Annotated in this window: 18 protein-coding genes; all 18 read left to right on the top strand. The window is 40.5% G+C overall.

Annotation, left to right across the window (positions count from 1 at the left end):
- Nucleotides 1–9 precede the first annotated feature (9 nt).
- The 18 genes from B1A77_RS00595 to B1A77_RS00510 all read left to right on the top strand — a co-directional run bounded on the left by B1A77_RS00595 (nucleotide 10) and on the right by B1A77_RS00510 (nucleotide 15,324).
- Nucleotides 10–573 carry an adenylate kinase gene (locus B1A77_RS00595; protein WP_004695145.1) on the top strand — a complete coding sequence of 188 codons (564 nt, stop codon included), beginning with the start codon at nucleotides 10–12 and terminating at the stop codon, nucleotides 571–573.
- A gap of 3 nt (nucleotides 574–576) precedes the next feature.
- Nucleotides 577–1,347, top strand: coding sequence for a type I methionyl aminopeptidase (gene map / locus B1A77_RS00590; protein WP_008602519.1), 771 nt, complete (start codon nucleotides 577–579; stop codon nucleotides 1,345–1,347).
- A gap of 22 nt (nucleotides 1,348–1,369) precedes the next feature.
- Entirely contained in the window at nucleotides 1,370–1,588 is a 219-nt protein-coding gene (infA, locus tag B1A77_RS00585) for a translation initiation factor IF-1 (protein WP_004695147.1), read from the top strand.
- Between the two features lie 26 nt (nucleotides 1,589–1,614).
- Nucleotides 1,615–1,728 (top strand): 50S ribosomal protein L36, encoded by a 114-nt coding sequence (rpmJ, locus tag B1A77_RS00580; protein ID WP_004695148.1) that lies wholly within the window; start codon nucleotides 1,615–1,617, stop codon nucleotides 1,726–1,728.
- Between the two features lie 23 nt (nucleotides 1,729–1,751).
- On the top strand, nucleotides 1,752–2,120 hold the full coding sequence (gene rpsM, locus B1A77_RS00575; RefSeq protein ID WP_004695149.1) for a 30S ribosomal protein S13: 369 nt from the start codon (nucleotides 1,752–1,754) through the stop codon (nucleotides 2,118–2,120).
- Between the two features lie 19 nt (nucleotides 2,121–2,139).
- Nucleotides 2,140–2,529: a 30S ribosomal protein S11 gene (rpsK, locus tag B1A77_RS00570; protein WP_004695151.1), complete on the top strand. Its 390-nt coding sequence runs from the start codon at nucleotides 2,140–2,142 to the stop codon at nucleotides 2,527–2,529.
- A gap of 70 nt (nucleotides 2,530–2,599) precedes the next feature.
- Nucleotides 2,600–3,604, top strand: a complete 1,005-nt coding sequence (locus tag B1A77_RS00565; protein ID WP_008602523.1) for a DNA-directed RNA polymerase subunit alpha — start codon at nucleotides 2,600–2,602, stop codon at nucleotides 3,602–3,604.
- A 12-nt stretch (nucleotides 3,605–3,616) separates the two neighbouring features.
- Nucleotides 3,617–3,952 (top strand): 50S ribosomal protein L17, encoded by a 336-nt coding sequence (gene rplQ, locus B1A77_RS00560; RefSeq protein ID WP_004695155.1) that lies wholly within the window; start codon nucleotides 3,617–3,619, stop codon nucleotides 3,950–3,952.
- Between the two features lie 283 nt (nucleotides 3,953–4,235).
- On the top strand, nucleotides 4,236–5,144 hold the full coding sequence (locus B1A77_RS00555; protein WP_039965263.1) for an energy-coupling factor transporter ATPase: 909 nt from the start codon (nucleotides 4,236–4,238) through the stop codon (nucleotides 5,142–5,144).
- A complete protein-coding gene (locus B1A77_RS00550) occupies nucleotides 5,144–6,004 on the top strand; it encodes an energy-coupling factor transporter ATPase (RefSeq protein WP_024062823.1) in 861 nt (286 codons plus the stop codon). Before B1A77_RS00555 ends, B1A77_RS00550 begins: the two co-directional genes overlap by 1 nt.
- Nucleotides 5,994–6,797 carry an energy-coupling factor transporter transmembrane component T family protein gene (locus B1A77_RS00545; protein WP_008602525.1) on the top strand — a complete coding sequence of 268 codons (804 nt, stop codon included), beginning with the start codon at nucleotides 5,994–5,996 and terminating at the stop codon, nucleotides 6,795–6,797. The genes B1A77_RS00550 and B1A77_RS00545 overlap by 11 nt, the downstream gene beginning before the upstream one ends.
- The gene (gene truA / locus B1A77_RS00540; protein WP_008602528.1) at nucleotides 6,794–7,579 is read left to right on the top strand and encodes a tRNA pseudouridine(38-40) synthase TruA; all 786 of its coding nucleotides are present in this window, start codon (nucleotides 6,794–6,796) and stop codon (nucleotides 7,577–7,579) included. Before B1A77_RS00545 ends, truA begins: the two co-directional genes overlap by 4 nt.
- Nucleotides 7,580–7,875: 296 nt before the next feature.
- Nucleotides 7,876–9,627, top strand: coding sequence for a 2-oxoacid:acceptor oxidoreductase subunit alpha (locus tag B1A77_RS00535; RefSeq protein ID WP_004698101.1), 1,752 nt, complete (start codon nucleotides 7,876–7,878; stop codon nucleotides 9,625–9,627).
- A gap of 1 nt (nucleotide 9,628) precedes the next feature.
- Nucleotides 9,629–10,501, top strand: a complete 873-nt coding sequence (locus tag B1A77_RS00530) for a 2-oxoacid:ferredoxin oxidoreductase subunit beta (protein ID WP_008602530.1) — start codon at nucleotides 9,629–9,631, stop codon at nucleotides 10,499–10,501.
- A gap of 205 nt (nucleotides 10,502–10,706) precedes the next feature.
- The gene (locus tag B1A77_RS00525; protein ID WP_008602531.1) at nucleotides 10,707–12,053 is read left to right on the top strand and encodes an MATE family efflux transporter; all 1,347 of its coding nucleotides are present in this window, start codon (nucleotides 10,707–10,709) and stop codon (nucleotides 12,051–12,053) included.
- Between the two features lie 107 nt (nucleotides 12,054–12,160).
- Nucleotides 12,161–13,048 (top strand): prephenate dehydrogenase, encoded by an 888-nt coding sequence (locus tag B1A77_RS00520; RefSeq protein WP_008602533.1) that lies wholly within the window; start codon nucleotides 12,161–12,163, stop codon nucleotides 13,046–13,048.
- Between the two features lie 123 nt (nucleotides 13,049–13,171).
- Entirely contained in the window at nucleotides 13,172–14,209 is a 1,038-nt protein-coding gene (locus tag B1A77_RS00515) for a nicotinate-nucleotide--dimethylbenzimidazole phosphoribosyltransferase (RefSeq protein WP_008602535.1), read from the top strand.
- Nucleotides 14,206–15,324 carry a nicotinate-nucleotide--dimethylbenzimidazole phosphoribosyltransferase gene (locus tag B1A77_RS00510; RefSeq protein ID WP_008602537.1) on the top strand — a complete coding sequence of 373 codons (1,119 nt, stop codon included), beginning with the start codon at nucleotides 14,206–14,208 and terminating at the stop codon, nucleotides 15,322–15,324. Before B1A77_RS00515 ends, B1A77_RS00510 begins: the two co-directional genes overlap by 4 nt.
- Nucleotides 15,325–15,488: the final 164 nt, after the last annotated feature.

Below are 15,488 nucleotides of genomic sequence, written 5' to 3'. Positions count from 1 at the left end.
GGAAACAATATGTATATTCTATTAATGGGACCTCCTGGTGCTGGTAAAGGCACTCAGGCAGCTCGACTTATTGAAAAATACGGTATTCCCCAAATTTCAACAGGTGATATGTTCCGCGCTGCGATTAAGAACGAAACACCTCTTGGAGTTGAGGCTAAGAAATACATCGATGCCGGTCAATTGGTACCAGACAGTGTAACTGTTGGTATCGTACGTGATCGCTTGGTGAAAGATGACTGCAAATCTGGATTTATTCTTGATGGATTCCCAAGAACTACAGCGCAAGCTGTATCTTTGGATGCAATCCTTAAAGAATTAGGAATTTCTTTGGACGCTGTACTTAACTTAAACGTTCCTTCTGAGGAATTGGTTAAACGTATTAGCGAACGAGCTGTTCTAGAAAATCGTGCTGATGATAACCCTGAAACAGTACAGAAACGTCTAGCTGTGTACGAAGAATCTACTAAACCATTAATTGATTACTATCGCAATAGCGGATTGTATCAAGAAATCAATGGTTTACAAGATGTAGACGCAGTATTTGCTGACATCATTAAGGCGTTGGAGAAATAATCTATGATTATTTTAAAATCGCCCCATGAGATTGAATGTATCCGCAAGGCAAGTAAGCTTACAGCAGACACGTTGTCCTTGTTAGTAGAAAAGGCTAAACCTGGCATCACGACGCTTGAGTTAGATACAATTGCCGAAGAATATATTCGCAGCCACGGTGGTATACCAAGTTGTAAAGGGTACTATGGATTCCCCGCTACAATCTGTGCTTCTATTAACGAAGAAGTCGTTCATGGTATTCCGAGCGCTAAGCGTAAGCTTAAAAACGGCGATGTCCTCAGTATTGATCTCGTATCATCTATTGATGGATATCACGGCGATTCGGCTGTGACGATTCCTATTGGTCACGTCAAACCCGATGTGATGAAATTGTTAAAAGTTACAGAGGAAAGTCTGTTCAAGGGAATTGAACAAGTGAAAGTCGGTAACCGTATTGGTGCTATCGGTCACGCTGTTCAAACGTATTGTGAGAAACATGGTTACGGTGTCGTACGCGACTTCGTAGGTCATGGTTTAGGCCGCGAAATGCATGAAGATCCGCAAATACCAAACTATGGTAGTCCTGATCAAGGACCTCTTATGAAACCAGGTATGGTATTGTGTATTGAACCGATGATAACTCTAGGGACACATCGTGTTCGTGTATTAGGGGATGACTGGACAGCAGTTACAGTAGATGGTAAACCTGCTGCTCATTTCGAACATACAGTGGTTGTTACAGAAAACGGCCCTGAAATATTAACTATGCGGGAAGAACCGCGGTTAATTAAATAAACAGGTAACCGGAGGAAAAGATATGTCAAAAGAAGACGTTATTGAGGTGGAAGGTACGGTCGTTGAGGCATTACCGAATGCCATGTTCCAAGTTGAATTGGAAAATGGTCATATCGTATTGGCTCATGTGTCAGGTAAAATGCGTATGAATTTTATCCGTATTCTTCCTGGTGATAAAGTTACTATGGAACTGACACCGTATGACTTAAATCGTGGTCGCATCACCTATCGCTTTAAATAAGCATAGGGTCCACAAAGGAGGTACTAATGAAGGTTCAACCATCAGTTAAAAAGATATGCGAAAAATGTAAAATCATTAAACGCAAAGGCCGTGTAATGGTTATTTGCGAAAATCCAAAACATAAACAAAAACAAGGATAATCTGATAGGAGGTGGATGATTAGATGGCACGTATCGCCGGTGTAGATTTACCTCGTGATAAACGAGTGGAAATTGGTTTAACTTATATTTATGGTATTGGTCCAACTTTAGCATCTGAAATTATTGCTAAAACTGGCATCAATCCTGACACACGCGTTCGCGATCTTTCTGAAGATGAAGTAGCGAAAATCCGTGAATTGTTAGATGCTGATTACAAAGTAGAAGGTGACCTTCGTCGTGAAGAAGCTCTTAACATTAAACGCTTAATTGAAATCAACTCCTATCGAGGCAAACGTCATCGTATGGGTTTACCACTTCGTGGTCAACGTACTAAAACGAATGCACGTACTCGCAAAGGTCCTAGAAAAGCAATTGCTGGTAAAAAGAAATAAGATAAAGGAGGGATAAAGCGTGGCTAAAAAAGTTGTTAGAACTAAAAGAAAAGAAAAGAAACATATTGAATCCGGTGCGGCTCATATTCGTTCTACATTCAATAACACTATCGTAACTTTGACAGATACAAACGGTAATGCGTTGTCTTGGGCTTCCGCTGGTGGCTTGGGCTTCCGTGGTTCTCGTAAATCCACTCCATTTGCTGCTCAAATGGCTGCTGAACAAGCTGCTAAAGCTGCAATGGAACATGGTCTTCGCACTGTTGAAGTATTCGTAAAAGGTCCTGGATCCGGCCGTGAAGCTGCAATCCGTGCTTTACAAGCTGCAGGTCTTGAAGTTACTTCCATTAAAGACGTAACTCCAATTCCTCACAATGGTTGTCGCCCTCCAAAACGCCGTCGTGTATAATTTATAGTGACCGATATGATACGGTGCTATAATTAACTATGAACGTGTGTTATATAGGAGGATGTTCCTGATGAGCGAAGAAAAGAAACTTAAAATCGAGAAAGTGGACATCGCCGATGGCGGTCGTTATGGTAAGTTCGTATGTGAACCATTAGATCGTGGTTATGGGATCACTCTCGGTAATAGCTTACGCAGAATTTTGCTTTCATCCTTGGATGGGGCAGCTATCACCTCTATCAAAATTGATGGAGTTCTTCATGAATTCTCTACTATTCCTGGTATTCGCGAAGATGTTACGGATATCATCCTTAACTTAAAGCAATTGTGCATCAAAGTTGAAGAAGAAGCACAATTACCTTTGGAAGTTCATTTCGACTTCCAAAAGGATGGAATATTGACAGCTACTGATTTAGCTGAACAATTCCCGCCAGAGGTAGAAGTATTGAATCCTGAACTCGTGATTGCGACAATGGATGAGACAGCTCATCTCGTAATGGACGTAGTAATCGAACGAGGTAAAGGCTATGTTCCTTCAACGAAGAATAAAAAAGATACTGATGTTATTGGTTGTATTCCAATCGATTCCATCTTCTCTCCAATTCTTCGTGCTAAATACGAAGTGAGTGATGTTCGTGTAGGCAATGAAATGGACTTCGACAAGCTTACATTAGAAGTTTGGACTGATGGCTCCATTACTGCTGCTGATGCAGTGGCAAAATCTGCTGCCATTATGATTGGTTATTTAGGGAACTTCACTAAATTAGCGCATTCTGCAGATGTTGTAGATGTAAACACTGGTGAAGGCGGTATCGTTATAGATCCAGTAGGTTCCGATAATGAAGAACCAGCTGTAGATGACGGCCCAGCAAAGATTTCCATCGACGAGTTGGAACTCTCTGTTCGTGCGTATAACTGCTTGAAACGTGCTGGCATTAATACAATTGCAGACCTGCTAGACAAAACCATTGATGACTTAGGAAAAGTTCGCAACTTAGGTAAAAAATCTATCGATGAAATTGAGGAAAAACTCAATAATCACCCAGGTGGTTTTCAACTTAAACAAAAAGGCGAATAAGGAGGAAGACGAATGTACAGAAAATTAGGCCGCGACAGCTCCGCTCGTAAAGCGTTGTTCCGTAGCATGTTAACATCTTTCTTCCAATATGAGCGTATTGAAACGACTGAAGCTAAAGCGAAAGAACTTCGTTCTTTAGCTGATCAAATGGTAACTTTGGCTAAACGTGGTGATCTTCATGCACGTCGCCAAGTTCTTGCATACCTCATGGATGAAAGTGTAGTAAAAAAATTGTTTGATACAATTGCTCCAAAATATGCAGACCGCCAAGGTGGTTACACTCGTGTAATCAAAACTGGTCTCCGCAAAGGTGACGCTGCACCTTTGGCTATTATCGAGTTAGTTTAATCAAACTCATACGGTGTTGTAACTTACGTTGCAGCACCGTTTTTTTATTGTCAATTTTATGGTACAATCGACTAGTATAATATCGTAATATGTTAGCAGTTATCGTAAATAATGAATATGTATTGTCAACTTTTTGCATAATATCTAAGACATTATTAAATTCCAGTTCTATCAATAGGATAAATTGAAATAAGGGAATCATGCACAGTATGAGTATGATAGATGATGCAAATGGTTCTACTTTCATAGAAACGAAATTGACTAGAAAGATATGAGGTTATCCATGAATGAACAAGACATTATGATTGAGGTCAATCATATGAGTCATATTTATACTGATGAAAACGGCAATGATGTACGTGCCTTAGACGATGTGAGTCTAACCATTAAGCACGGCGAATTTGTTTGTATCATTGGTACTAATGGCAGTGGTAAAAGTACGCTTGCCAAGCATTTTAATGTGCTATTACAACCTAGCGAAGGATATATCAACGTGTGTGGTTTTGATACGCGAGATGAAGCGCATATTTGGGAGATTCGCCAACATGTGGGGATGGTATTTCAAAATCCTGATAACCAAATCGTAGCGGCCGTCGTAGAAGAGGACGTTGCCTTTGGTCCAGAAAACTTAGGTATTCCTAGTGCAGAAATTAGACAACGTGTCGATGCAGCGTTAGCCGCTGTTAATATGACTGAATATAGAGAACATGGGCCCCATTTATTATCGGGTGGACAAAAACAACGTATTGCTATCGCAGGTGTATTAGCGATGAAGCCTGATTGCATTGTTCTTGATGAACCAACAGCTATGCTCGACCCCAAAGGTCGTCGTGAGGTTCTTGAAACAGTTCATAAGCTCAATAAAGAAGAAGGTATTACCATTGTATATATTACACACTTCATGGAGGAAGCTGTTACGGCAGACCGCGTTGTGGTTATGAAAAATGGTGTGAAATTACATGATGGTACGCCTCGTGAAATCTTTAGCCATGTAGATACCTTAAAAGGTCTGGGCCTCGATGTACCGGTGGCATCAGAAATTGCTTTTAAACTGAATGCTAAAGGGTATGAAGTTGGTAAGAGCATCATTAATAATGAAGAGTTAGCAGAGGGCCTTAAAGGCTCAAAGTTAGGCAAGCAATTATCCGCTATACACTCAACAGATGCTTCAAGAGGGGAGGAAACCCACTAATGGCGATCGTATTAGATAATATTACATATACTTACGGCATGGGTACTCCTTTTGAAAAGACTGCACTTCGTGGCGTATCTCTTACCATTGAAAATGGGGAGTTTTTAGGTGTTATCGGTCATACTGGTTCCGGTAAATCTACCTTTGTACAGCATCTAAATGGTCTATTACATCCTACAACTGGTACCGTTACGGTCAATGGTGTAGATATTAGCGCTTCCACAGAGGAAGCTAAAAAAATGCGCCATAAGGTTGGTATGGTATTCCAATACCCAGAGCATCAATTGTTTGAAGAAACCATTGCTCAGGATATCGCCTTTGGTCCTAAAAATTTAGGGCTTAGTGCTGATGACGTAGACGAGCGTGTGCGAGATGCGATGAAGTTCGTAGGACTCGATTACGATACATATGCAGAACGTTCTCCATTTCATTTATCTGGTGGTCAAATGCGCCGCGTTGCTATTGCTGGTGTAGTGGCTATGAACCCAGATTTCCTTGTGCTTGATGAACCATCTGCTGGTCTTGATCCATTTGGACGGGAAGAAATTTTTGAAGAAATCATTCGACTTCATAAAGAAAAGGGAATAACTGTAATTCTTGTATCTCACAATATGGAAGATATTTCTCGCATGGCTTCCCGTCTCGTAGTACTCGATAAAGGGCGTGTCGTTCTCGATGGTGAGCCGATGGACATCTTTAATAATCATCGTGATGAGTTACAAGCTGTGGGTGTAGATGTTCCACCAGTATCTGTTACCATGGAATATTTGCGTGAACAAGGCTTTGATGTATCTAATCGCGTACTGTCTGTAGATGATGCGGTACAAGCAATTCTAGAGGGAGGTAGCCATGTTAAATAACATTACTATTGGTCAATACTTCCCAGGGAATTCCTTCTTGCATCGCATGGACCCGCGAGCAAAGATTATTGCTACTACCATCTTCGTAGTGGCTATCTTCTTGGCAAATTCTCCACTAGCCTATGGCATAGTAGGTGGTTTCACCATCTTTGCAATGCTATTATCGCGTTTGCCATTACGCCTGATGTGGTCTGCTATTAAACCGCTTTGGATTATCATCGTATTTACCATGGGTATTCATATTTTTACGACGCCTGGTAATCCAATTTTCCAATGGGGAATTATTAATATTACGGATCATGGGGTGGCAATGGGTCTTCAAATGGCGGCACGATTAATCTTCTTAATCTTGTTCTCTTCTTTGTTGACCTATACCACATCACCGATTCGCTTAACTGATGGCATCGAGCACTTGCTCAATCCATTCCGTCGCATTGGTGTTCCTGCTCATGAACTAGCCATGATGATGACTATTGCGTTGCGTTTCATCCCTACCTTATTGGATGAGACAGATCGTATTATGAAAGCACAATCTGCTCGTGGTGCAGACTTTGTGACAGGCTCTATTATTCAACGAGCGAAAAACATGGTGCCACTTTTAGTGCCATTATTTATCAGTGCGTTTCGACGGGCCGATGAATTAGCTATCGCTATGGAAGCGCGTTGCTATAGAGGTGGTGTCAACCGTACGCGTATGAAGGAATTACAAGTTACTTATGTCGATTATATTGGTGTTGGCGCTGTTGTTTTGGTAACTATTGTACTTGTCGCATTGTGGTGGTTAGATCTATGAGAAACATACAGATCATAGTGGCTTATGATGGTACAGATTTAGCAGGTTATCAAAAGCAACCTAATGATAAGGGGTTAACGGTACAAGGATGTTTGGAATATGGTTTATCACGTATTTGTAATGAACCGATCCAAATTTATGGTGCCTCTCGTACGGATGCGGGTGTGCATGCTAAATTTCAAGTTTGTACATTTCAAACGTCGGGGACTATACCAGTAGAAAATATTCCTCGCGCCATGATAGCTCATATTCCTAAGGATATAGTCGTTCTAGAAGCGGTAGAAATTCCGCTAGATTGGAAGCCACGGTGGAATATATACGGTAAAGAATATATATATACGATTCATAATCAGCTCATTGCAGATCCTTTGACGCAACGATATCATTGGCATGTGAAAAAGCCCTTAAATATTGCTCGTATGCAGGCTGCAGGTAATGAACTAGTAGGTACACATGACTTTACAACCCTAAAGGGAACCAACTCAACTTCGGCGGATCCTGTAAAGACAATTATGGGAATTCGTGTTGAGGCCCGAGGTTCACAGGTGACGATTTCTGTGATTGGTGATGGTTTTTTATATCATATGGTTCGCAATATTGCAGGCTTACTTGTAGATATAGGTCTCGGTCGTCGTAAGGTTGAGGATATTAAAGGATATTTAGCCGCTAAAGACCGGCGTGCTATAGGGAAAACTGCACCTGCTCAAGGCTTATGTTTAGAAGAAATATTCTTCACTGAAGAGCGACAACAAGAGGTATTACGGAATAAATATTTTAGATGATTCGAGAATAAATATTCTATATAATTTTATATAGACTCTTTTTTTGATGTGAAAGTATAAAACGTTGAGCATAAATACTAAAAGGATACTACTTCAAAAGTAGTATCCTTTTTTTCTTATAATTTTTAGTTATAATACCTTAATTTATACCTATTATTATGTGAAATGATACATTGTAAACCTAAAATATACATGATACAATGGCGATATAAGACAGGTTCGTACTATAAAACATTAACATAGTAAGGTAGACTCTTGTCAGCAGTGTAATTTTTATCCTAAGGAGGGTGAATCTCTTGCAAAAACGTAAAGATTTTATCTGGAAAATGGGCGGCCAACAAGGTGAAGGTATCGAGAGTTGCGGCGAAATTATGGCCACAATCCTTGCTAAAGAAGGCTACTCTTTGTATAGCCAACGTTTATTTGCATCTCGCATCAAAGGTGGTCATACTACATTCGCATTGCGCGTAGCATTGGAACAAATTATGTCCATTGGTGAAGGGGTAGACTTCTTGCTTTCCCTTGATCAAGAAACCGTTGATATGCACGGTTCCGAAGTACGTGATGGTGGATATATCATCTGTGATAGCAAAGTTAATCCAGACTTTTCTAAATTTGAAGGTACAAAGATTAATTGCTTATCTTTGCCTATCTCTGAAACAGCAATGAAACAAGGCTCCTTGTTGATGCGTAATATCGTAGCACTTGGGATGTCCGTAGCGCTTCTTGGCTTTGATACTAAGATGTTTAAAGATGCTATTACTGAGAAATTTGCAAAGAAATCCCAAGAGATTATTGATAAAAACTTGGCTGCTTTCGATGATGGTCATAGCCTTGTAATGGAAAAATTAGGCGATGTTGAAATCGATACATTGCCAGCGCCTGGTAAGAAAGATCAAATGTTCTTATTAGGTAACGAAGCATGTGCTCTTGGTGCTATTGCAGCAGGCTCCCGTTTTATGGCGTCTTATCCTATTACGCCAGCATCCGAAGTTATGGAATACATGATTAAAACTATGGATAAGTTGGGCTCAACTGTTGTTCAAACAGAAGACGAAATCGCAGCATGTATGACAGCTATGGGTGGCGTATACGCAGGTGTTCGTGGCTTCACATGTACTTCTGGCCCAGGTCTTTCCTTGATGGCAGAATCCTTGTCCATGGCTTCTATGGCTGAATTGCCAATGGTTGTTATCGACGTTCAACGTTCTGGCCCATCCACTGGTATGGCTACAAAAGTTGAACAATCTGATATTGATGCGGCTTGTTACAATGCACATGGTGACTATTCTGGTATCGTAATTTCTCCAACATCTATCGAAGAATGCTTCTATGAGATTCAAAAAGCTTTCAACTTGGCAGAAATGTACCAATGTCCAGTTATCTTTATGCCTGACTTACAACAAGGTTTGAATAAACAATCCGTTCCTTCCTTCGATTTGAACCGCGTACCTATTAATCGCGGTAAAATGATGAAAGAAGCTGAACTTCCTGAATTGGTACAACCTAACTACTTCAAACGCTTTGAATTGACTGAAGATGGCATTTCTCCGCGTACAATTCCAGGCATGAAAAATGGTCTATTCCTTTCCACAGGTTTAGAGCATAATGAAGAAGGTAAACCAGCAGAAGCGCCTACAATGCACGTAGCGCAAACTGATAAACGTTTCCGCAAATTGGAAACTGTAGCTGATAACTATGAACCATTCTTGAATAATGCTAAATACGACGAAGCAGATGTACTCGTTGTAGGTATGGCTTCTAGCCGTGGTGCTATTGAAGAAGCCGTTGCTGAATTTGATCAAGAAGGCGTTAAAGTTAATCACTTACAATTGCGCTTAATTAAACCATTCCCAGCAAAGCAATTACAACCGTTCTTTGATGCTGCGAAAAAAGTAGTTATTGTAGAACACAATAAAACTGGTCAATTGGCTAACTTATTTAAAATCAACATGCATAAGAAACATAAGATTTCTAGCTGCTTGAAATACGATGGTAATCCATTCACAAAAAGTTATGTGAAAAATGCGATTAAGGAGGTCCTATAATATGACAACAGCTAAAGATTACAGAAATGATATTCGTCCTAACTGGTGTCCAGGCTGTGGCCATTATGGGGTTCAAGCGGCGATTACTGACGCTGTAGTAGCGAAAAATATTCCACCAGAAAAATTAGCCGTAATTTCCGGTATCGGTTGTTCTAGCCGTATCGGTGGCTATTTTTACGCTTATGGTGCGCATACAACTCATGGCCGTGCGCTTCCTTATGCGCAAGGCGTTAAGCTTGCTAACCAAGACCTAGAAGTTATTGCATTTTCTGGTGACGGTGATGCCTTTGCTATCGGTATGGGTCACACCATTCATGCTTTTAAACGTAATGTAAACATGACATACGTAGTAATGGATAACCATGTATATGGTTTGACTAAAGGTCAAGCATCCCCTCGTTCTGACATCGGTTTTGTTACAAAAACAACTCCTCATGGTGCGTTTGAGTCTCCATTGTCCGTTTGTGAAACTGCGATTGCAGCAGGTGCTACATTTGTAGCGCAAAGCTATATGGTGAATCGTAAAGAGCTCGTTGATTTGATTCAACAAGCTATGGATCATGAGGGCTTCTCCTTCATCAATGTATTTAGCCCATGTGTTACATACAACAAACGCAATAGCTATGATTGGTTCAAAGAACATTTAGTAGCATTGCCTGAAGGTTATGACCCAACAGATCGTGCAACAGCGCTTAAAACTTTGGGTGATACTGATGGTTTGGTTACAGGCCTTATCTATCAAAATACATCTAAACCTTCCTTTGAAAAAGCAATGGCTGCAGCAAATGGCGGACCACATCCTCGTCCATTGACTGAAGATGTTGTAAAACCTGACCAAGCATTATTTGATAGTCTTTGCAATCAATTTAAATAATATTAGTATCGTACCCATTAGGTAGGATGCTGATTAAAGAAACGTGTCACCTTTGGGTGGCACGTTTTTTGTATGTACTATTTTATGAAAAACTATTTAGTATATTGCTTTCTGCGATTTGTCCCATGTGGTTATATAACGTGATATAATAAGGACATTGTATGATATTCATTGCAATCGTATCGTATTCATTGCAGAGGTTTTTATGAAAGCATACGAAAAGGGGATTAGTCTATCTATCTGGACTTTGAGTTGGCCTATATTTATTGAAGTGTTCCTACAGATGCTAGTAGGTAATATAGACCAATTGATGATGAGTCACTACTCGCCTCAAGCGGTAGCAGCGGTAGCTAATGCCAATCAGATTTTAAATATCTTTATTATGCTCATCATCGTCATGAGTACAGCTACGACGATTTTGATTGCCCAATATTTAGGAGCGAGAAACCAGTCCAAGCTATCAGAGGTATGTACGGTCAGCTTAGTGATGAATTTTCTCTTTTCATCTATAGCGGCAGTATTCTTTATTACTTGCCATGAATGGATCTTTACATGGCTAGGTATACCACCAGAAACGATGAGTGATACGTCGATATATACTACTATCGTTGCTGCAGGGCTACCGATACAAGCGATGTATTATGCGTTAGTAGCCGTATTTAGAGGTCACTCATTAACACGCGTTACCATGTACATTGCTCTTGTGATGAATATCATTCATATTCTAACAAACTATGTATTAATCTTTGGACATGGTCCAATACCAAGTCTTGGGGTATTAGGCGTTTCTATTTCAACATGGCTATCTAAAGTGGTAGGGCTCGTGATTATTGGATATACTTTTAAGAAATTATTAACCTTAGAGGTGAGCTTTACATTCTTAAAACCATTTCCGTGGCATACGGTTAAATCTTTATTGCATATCAGTGTTCCTTCTGGTGGAGAAACATTGAGCTATCAATTATCTCAAACTACGATTATGAAAATGGTCAATATTTTAGGCTTAGCAGTTATTAATACTAAAGTTTATGTATCTGTTATCGCCATGCTTTGTTATGTATACACCATAGCACTATCCAATGCTTCACAAGTTATCGTAGGTTTCCTAATGGGCGCTAAACGCCAAGAGGAGGTTACTAGTCGTGTATGGAAGTCCATGTATTTAGCGATTGCTATTAACGTAGGTCTTGCTACATTCTTCTATGTGACTAGTGATTTTGTTGTCTCTGTGTTTACTTCGGATCCGGAAATCCTAGAGTTAGCACATAATGTATTACTGGTTGAGATCTTTCTTGAGTTAGGACGTGCAGTAAATATCGTTATGGTTGGTTGTTTGCAGGCTGCCGGTGATATTCGTACACCTATGCTAGTGGGAATCTTTGGCATGTGGTTATGCGCCGTGCCATTATCGTATCTATTTGGTATTTACTGGGGTTGGGGCCTTGTTGGTATATGGATTGCCATGGCCGCTGATGAAATCTTGCGAGGTTTATTGTTTATATATCGTTGGTATAGCGGTAAATGGAGAAACAAGCATCTTATCGAAGCTTAATTTCATTCTCCCTAATTTTGATTTACAATTAGCTAAATAATAATGTAATATAACTAGCATTATATTGGAGAATAGATATTGCTAGTTTTACTTGAAAGTAGGTTTATATGAGTAAGACAGTAGGCATTATTGGCTTAGGCCTATTAGGTGGATCCTTGGCAAAGGCCTTAAAGGAATATACAGATTATGAGGTAGTAGGCTATGCACGTCGTCAAGAGGTCTGTGATGCGGCCATTCAAGATGGTGTGGTAAAAGCTGCGTGGACTGAAGTTGAGCCATTGATTAAGAACTCAGATATCGTTGTGTTCTCCTTGCCACCTGATACAAACGCACGGCTTTTTACTGAAACGGCTCATCTATTTAGACCGGGGCAAGTCGTAACCGATGTATCTAGTGCGAAGGAAAACTTTGTACGAGCCGTTTATGAATCGATTCCTAAGGGGACCGTTTTCGTATCTGTCCATCCTATGGCAGGATCCGAAAAGGGTGGGTATGAAGTATCTCATAAAAACCTATTCAAAGGTATGGGCTGGATCGTGTTAGAAGATAAGGCATCTGATGTATATAGTGAAGAAGTAGCTCAAGAATTAGCTGACATGGGTCGTGCCTTAGGGTCTCGTATCGAGTTTGTCGATATTTATGCTCATGATGCATATCTGGCTATGGTTAGTCATATGCCTCACTTATTGGCCTCTATTTTAACACAAGTTTCGGGAGGCGATGAATTGGGCGAATTGCGTATGAAATTGTCCGCAGGGGGCTTTAGAGACTGTACACGTGTGGCTGGTGGATTACCATCGATGTGGCGCGAAATTATCTATGGCAATCGTCATAATGTTATTGAAGGCCTTACACAAATTGAATCAGAAATTGAACATGTTAAAGTGATACTTTCACAAGATGACGAAGGACAAGAATTAGAAAGCTATCTTGAACGAAGTCGCGAGATTCGAGGAAAGTTACCGTATTTAACTGGTCAAATCAAGGATAATTAAAATGGCGTAGTTTTGTATCCTATAAGAGAGTAAATGTAACTGAAAAAACATGACATATATCAAGAATCGTGTATACTATATATCGATATGAGTATGTAAATATATTATGTTAAGGGAGCTTTTATGAGTTTGTTACAAGAAACTTGTGGCGCTATTACAGGTCGCAGCCTAGAGATTGAACAATATATATTTAATAGTTGGAATGCAGAATCGCCGGTGGAACTATATGGTAGTCTTGTAGATGTTGTGGCTCAATATGGGGCGGCTACAAATCAAGAGCAGGTAACCGTGCCAAAACCATGTATGATTATTGCTTCTGCAGATCATGGCGTAGCTGATATGGGCGTCAGTGCGTATCCAAAAGAAACGACCGTTGGGATGACACAAAATTACCTGATTCCTAAGGGGGCTGGCGCTAATTCTCTAGCGAATTACTGTGGAGCTCAAATGGAAGTTATCGACATGGGCATTGATGCGGATATGAGTTGGGTTCCAGGCCTTCGTATTCATAAACTTGGGATGGGTACGAAAAACTTCGTAGAAGAGCCCGCCATGACGCGCGAACAAGCCGTGGAGGGCATCGAAACAGGGATTCGTCTAGTAAAAGAAAAAATTGATGAAGGCTTCAATGTATTTTTAGTAGGCGAAATGGGCATATCGAATACGACAGCTAGTGCCCTTATGACCGCTAAGTTTGCAGGACTTACAGCGGAAGAGGCGACGGGACGAGGAACGAATATTTCCGATGAACGACTCAAACTAAAACAGCGGATCGTTCATGATGTGCTAGAAAAATATAAGGATATTAGTAAGGATGATGCTCTTGGTATTTTATCTTCTGTAGGCGGTTTTGAATTTGCTTGTATTGTGGGTGTTATCTTAGGCGCTGCAGCAAATCATGGGTTAGTTATTATCGATGGATTTAATACATCGGCTTGTGCATTGGTGGCTAAAACATTGGCTCCAAAAGCGATGGATTATGTGATGGCTTCACATTTATCTGCTGAAAAAGCGGCCAAATCTTCCTTAGAAAATTTAGGCCTTGAAGCCTATGTAGATTTAGGCCTTTGTTTAGGTGAGGCTTCTGGTGGGTCCATACAAATGGGGATGCTAGATCTTGCGGTGCATATGTATATGGCCATTACAGGAGGTAATAAATGAGAACTTTCAAAGTTGAGCCGTTAGATACACAAGCAATGGAAATATGTCGATTCCGTATTGATAATTTGACAAAGCCTATCTATAGCCTGGCTACGTTAGAAACTATAGCGGAGCGTTTTGCAGGAATTTTAGGAGACCCTAAACCGAATCATTTGCGTCAAGGTGTGCTCGTTGTGGCAGCTGATCACTTGGTAGATGGACCGCAAAATAATCAACATGGTAGTGAAAGTTATGCTGCCATAAAACGCTTTAATGAGGGAAGAACAGCTACACAAGGGGCTGCAGCTAAATTAAATGCTGTTGTACACGTGGTGAATGTAGGTCTAGAACAAGACACTTCTGATTTAGCAAATATTGAGCAACAGGTGATTCGAAAAGGATCCCATTTCTTTGGCGTAGAACCTGCTATTTCTCGTGAGGAATTAGAGCGTGCTCTTGAGCTCGGCTTTACCTATGCAGATAGATTACATGCTGATGGATTACAAGTGGTGGCGATTGGTAACGTAGGGGAGAGGGCCTTTCTAGATTCTCTTGTCACGACGGCGACGATCACAGGTTGTGCGTATGAGGATATTCTCGTTCATAATGAATATGGACCTACAGTAGAGCAACGTGCTGCTCATATTCATTCTTTTGTAGATCGATTTAATATCGGTGTTGATGATTGGTCTGCTTTGAGTGAAAGCGAGCGCCGTGATGCGGTATTGAACTTGCTTCATGTAGCAGGTGGTTTAGATATTGCGTTTTTAACGGCCTTCATCTTGGGGGCTGCTAGCCATCGCATGGCTGTAGTCTTTGATAATGTAGTAACTGGTGCAGCTATTTTGGCGGCGGTTACCATTGATCCCCTAGTTAAGGACTATGTGTTCCCATCAGCTGTCTATGATGAGCCTATACATGATGAACCTATACATAAGGAACAATGTCGTTTCTTAGGGGTAAAGCCTTATTTGCACTATAATCTGCTAATCGATGAAGCCTTAGGTTCAACTATGGGACTATCTATAATCGATGCATCCATGCATATGCTAAATGACATGAAGACCTTCATCGAAGCGGAAGTTAGCGTGGCTGAAGATGGGGCTGGTAAAGGTAGACAAAAGGATAAAGAATAATCTATTTTAAAGGGGGATTGTATATCCCCCTTTCTCGGGTAAAAGATGTTCTTGTATGCTATATTTTCAAGGAACTTTACGGAAAAACCATTGACACTATATGTGTAAATTGATATTATTATATGGCAGTCAGGATGGACTTAATTCATCCTTGACGACAGATT

This window comes from Veillonella parvula, from assembly GCF_002005185.1.
GTDB classification, from domain to species: Bacteria; Bacillota; Negativicutes; order Veillonellales; family Veillonellaceae; genus Veillonella; species Veillonella parvula_M.
Note: the sequence above shows the minus strand (reverse complement) of the source record. Positions and strands in the feature narration are given on the sequence as shown.

Bases quoted from the DNA above. Each gene is read 5' to 3' on its own strand.
- truA (WP_008602528.1), top strand. From the start codon at position 6,794: ATGAGAAACATACAGATCATAGTGGCTTATGATGGTACAGATTTAGCA.
- B1A77_RS00565 (WP_008602523.1), top strand. From the start codon at position 2,600: ATGAGCGAAGAAAAGAAACTTAAAATCGAGAAAGTGGACATCGCCGAT.
- B1A77_RS00550 (WP_024062823.1), top strand. From the start codon at position 5,144: ATGGCGATCGTATTAGATAATATTACATATACTTACGGCATGGGTACT.
- B1A77_RS00530 (WP_008602530.1), top strand. From the start codon at position 9,629: ATGACAACAGCTAAAGATTACAGAAATGATATTCGTCCTAACTGGTGT.
- rpsM (WP_004695149.1), top strand. From the start codon at position 1,752: ATGGCACGTATCGCCGGTGTAGATTTACCTCGTGATAAACGAGTGGAA.
- map (WP_008602519.1), top strand. From the start codon at position 577: ATGATTATTTTAAAATCGCCCCATGAGATTGAATGTATCCGCAAGGCA.
- infA (WP_004695147.1), top strand. From the start codon at position 1,370: ATGTCAAAAGAAGACGTTATTGAGGTGGAAGGTACGGTCGTTGAGGCA.
- B1A77_RS00515 (WP_008602535.1), top strand. From the start codon at position 13,172: ATGAGTTTGTTACAAGAAACTTGTGGCGCTATTACAGGTCGCAGCCTA.
- B1A77_RS00510 (WP_008602537.1), top strand. From the start codon at position 14,206: ATGAGAACTTTCAAAGTTGAGCCGTTAGATACACAAGCAATGGAAATA.
- rplQ (WP_004695155.1), top strand. From the start codon at position 3,617: ATGTACAGAAAATTAGGCCGCGACAGCTCCGCTCGTAAAGCGTTGTTC.
- B1A77_RS00595 (WP_004695145.1), top strand. From the start codon at position 10: ATGTATATTCTATTAATGGGACCTCCTGGTGCTGGTAAAGGCACTCAG.
- rpmJ (WP_004695148.1), top strand. From the start codon at position 1,615: ATGAAGGTTCAACCATCAGTTAAAAAGATATGCGAAAAATGTAAAATC.
- B1A77_RS00555 (WP_039965263.1), top strand. From the start codon at position 4,236: ATGAATGAACAAGACATTATGATTGAGGTCAATCATATGAGTCATATT.
- B1A77_RS00520 (WP_008602533.1), top strand. From the start codon at position 12,161: ATGAGTAAGACAGTAGGCATTATTGGCTTAGGCCTATTAGGTGGATCC.
- B1A77_RS00545 (WP_008602525.1), top strand. From the start codon at position 5,994: ATGTTAAATAACATTACTATTGGTCAATACTTCCCAGGGAATTCCTTC.
- B1A77_RS00525 (WP_008602531.1), top strand. From the start codon at position 10,707: ATGAAAGCATACGAAAAGGGGATTAGTCTATCTATCTGGACTTTGAGT.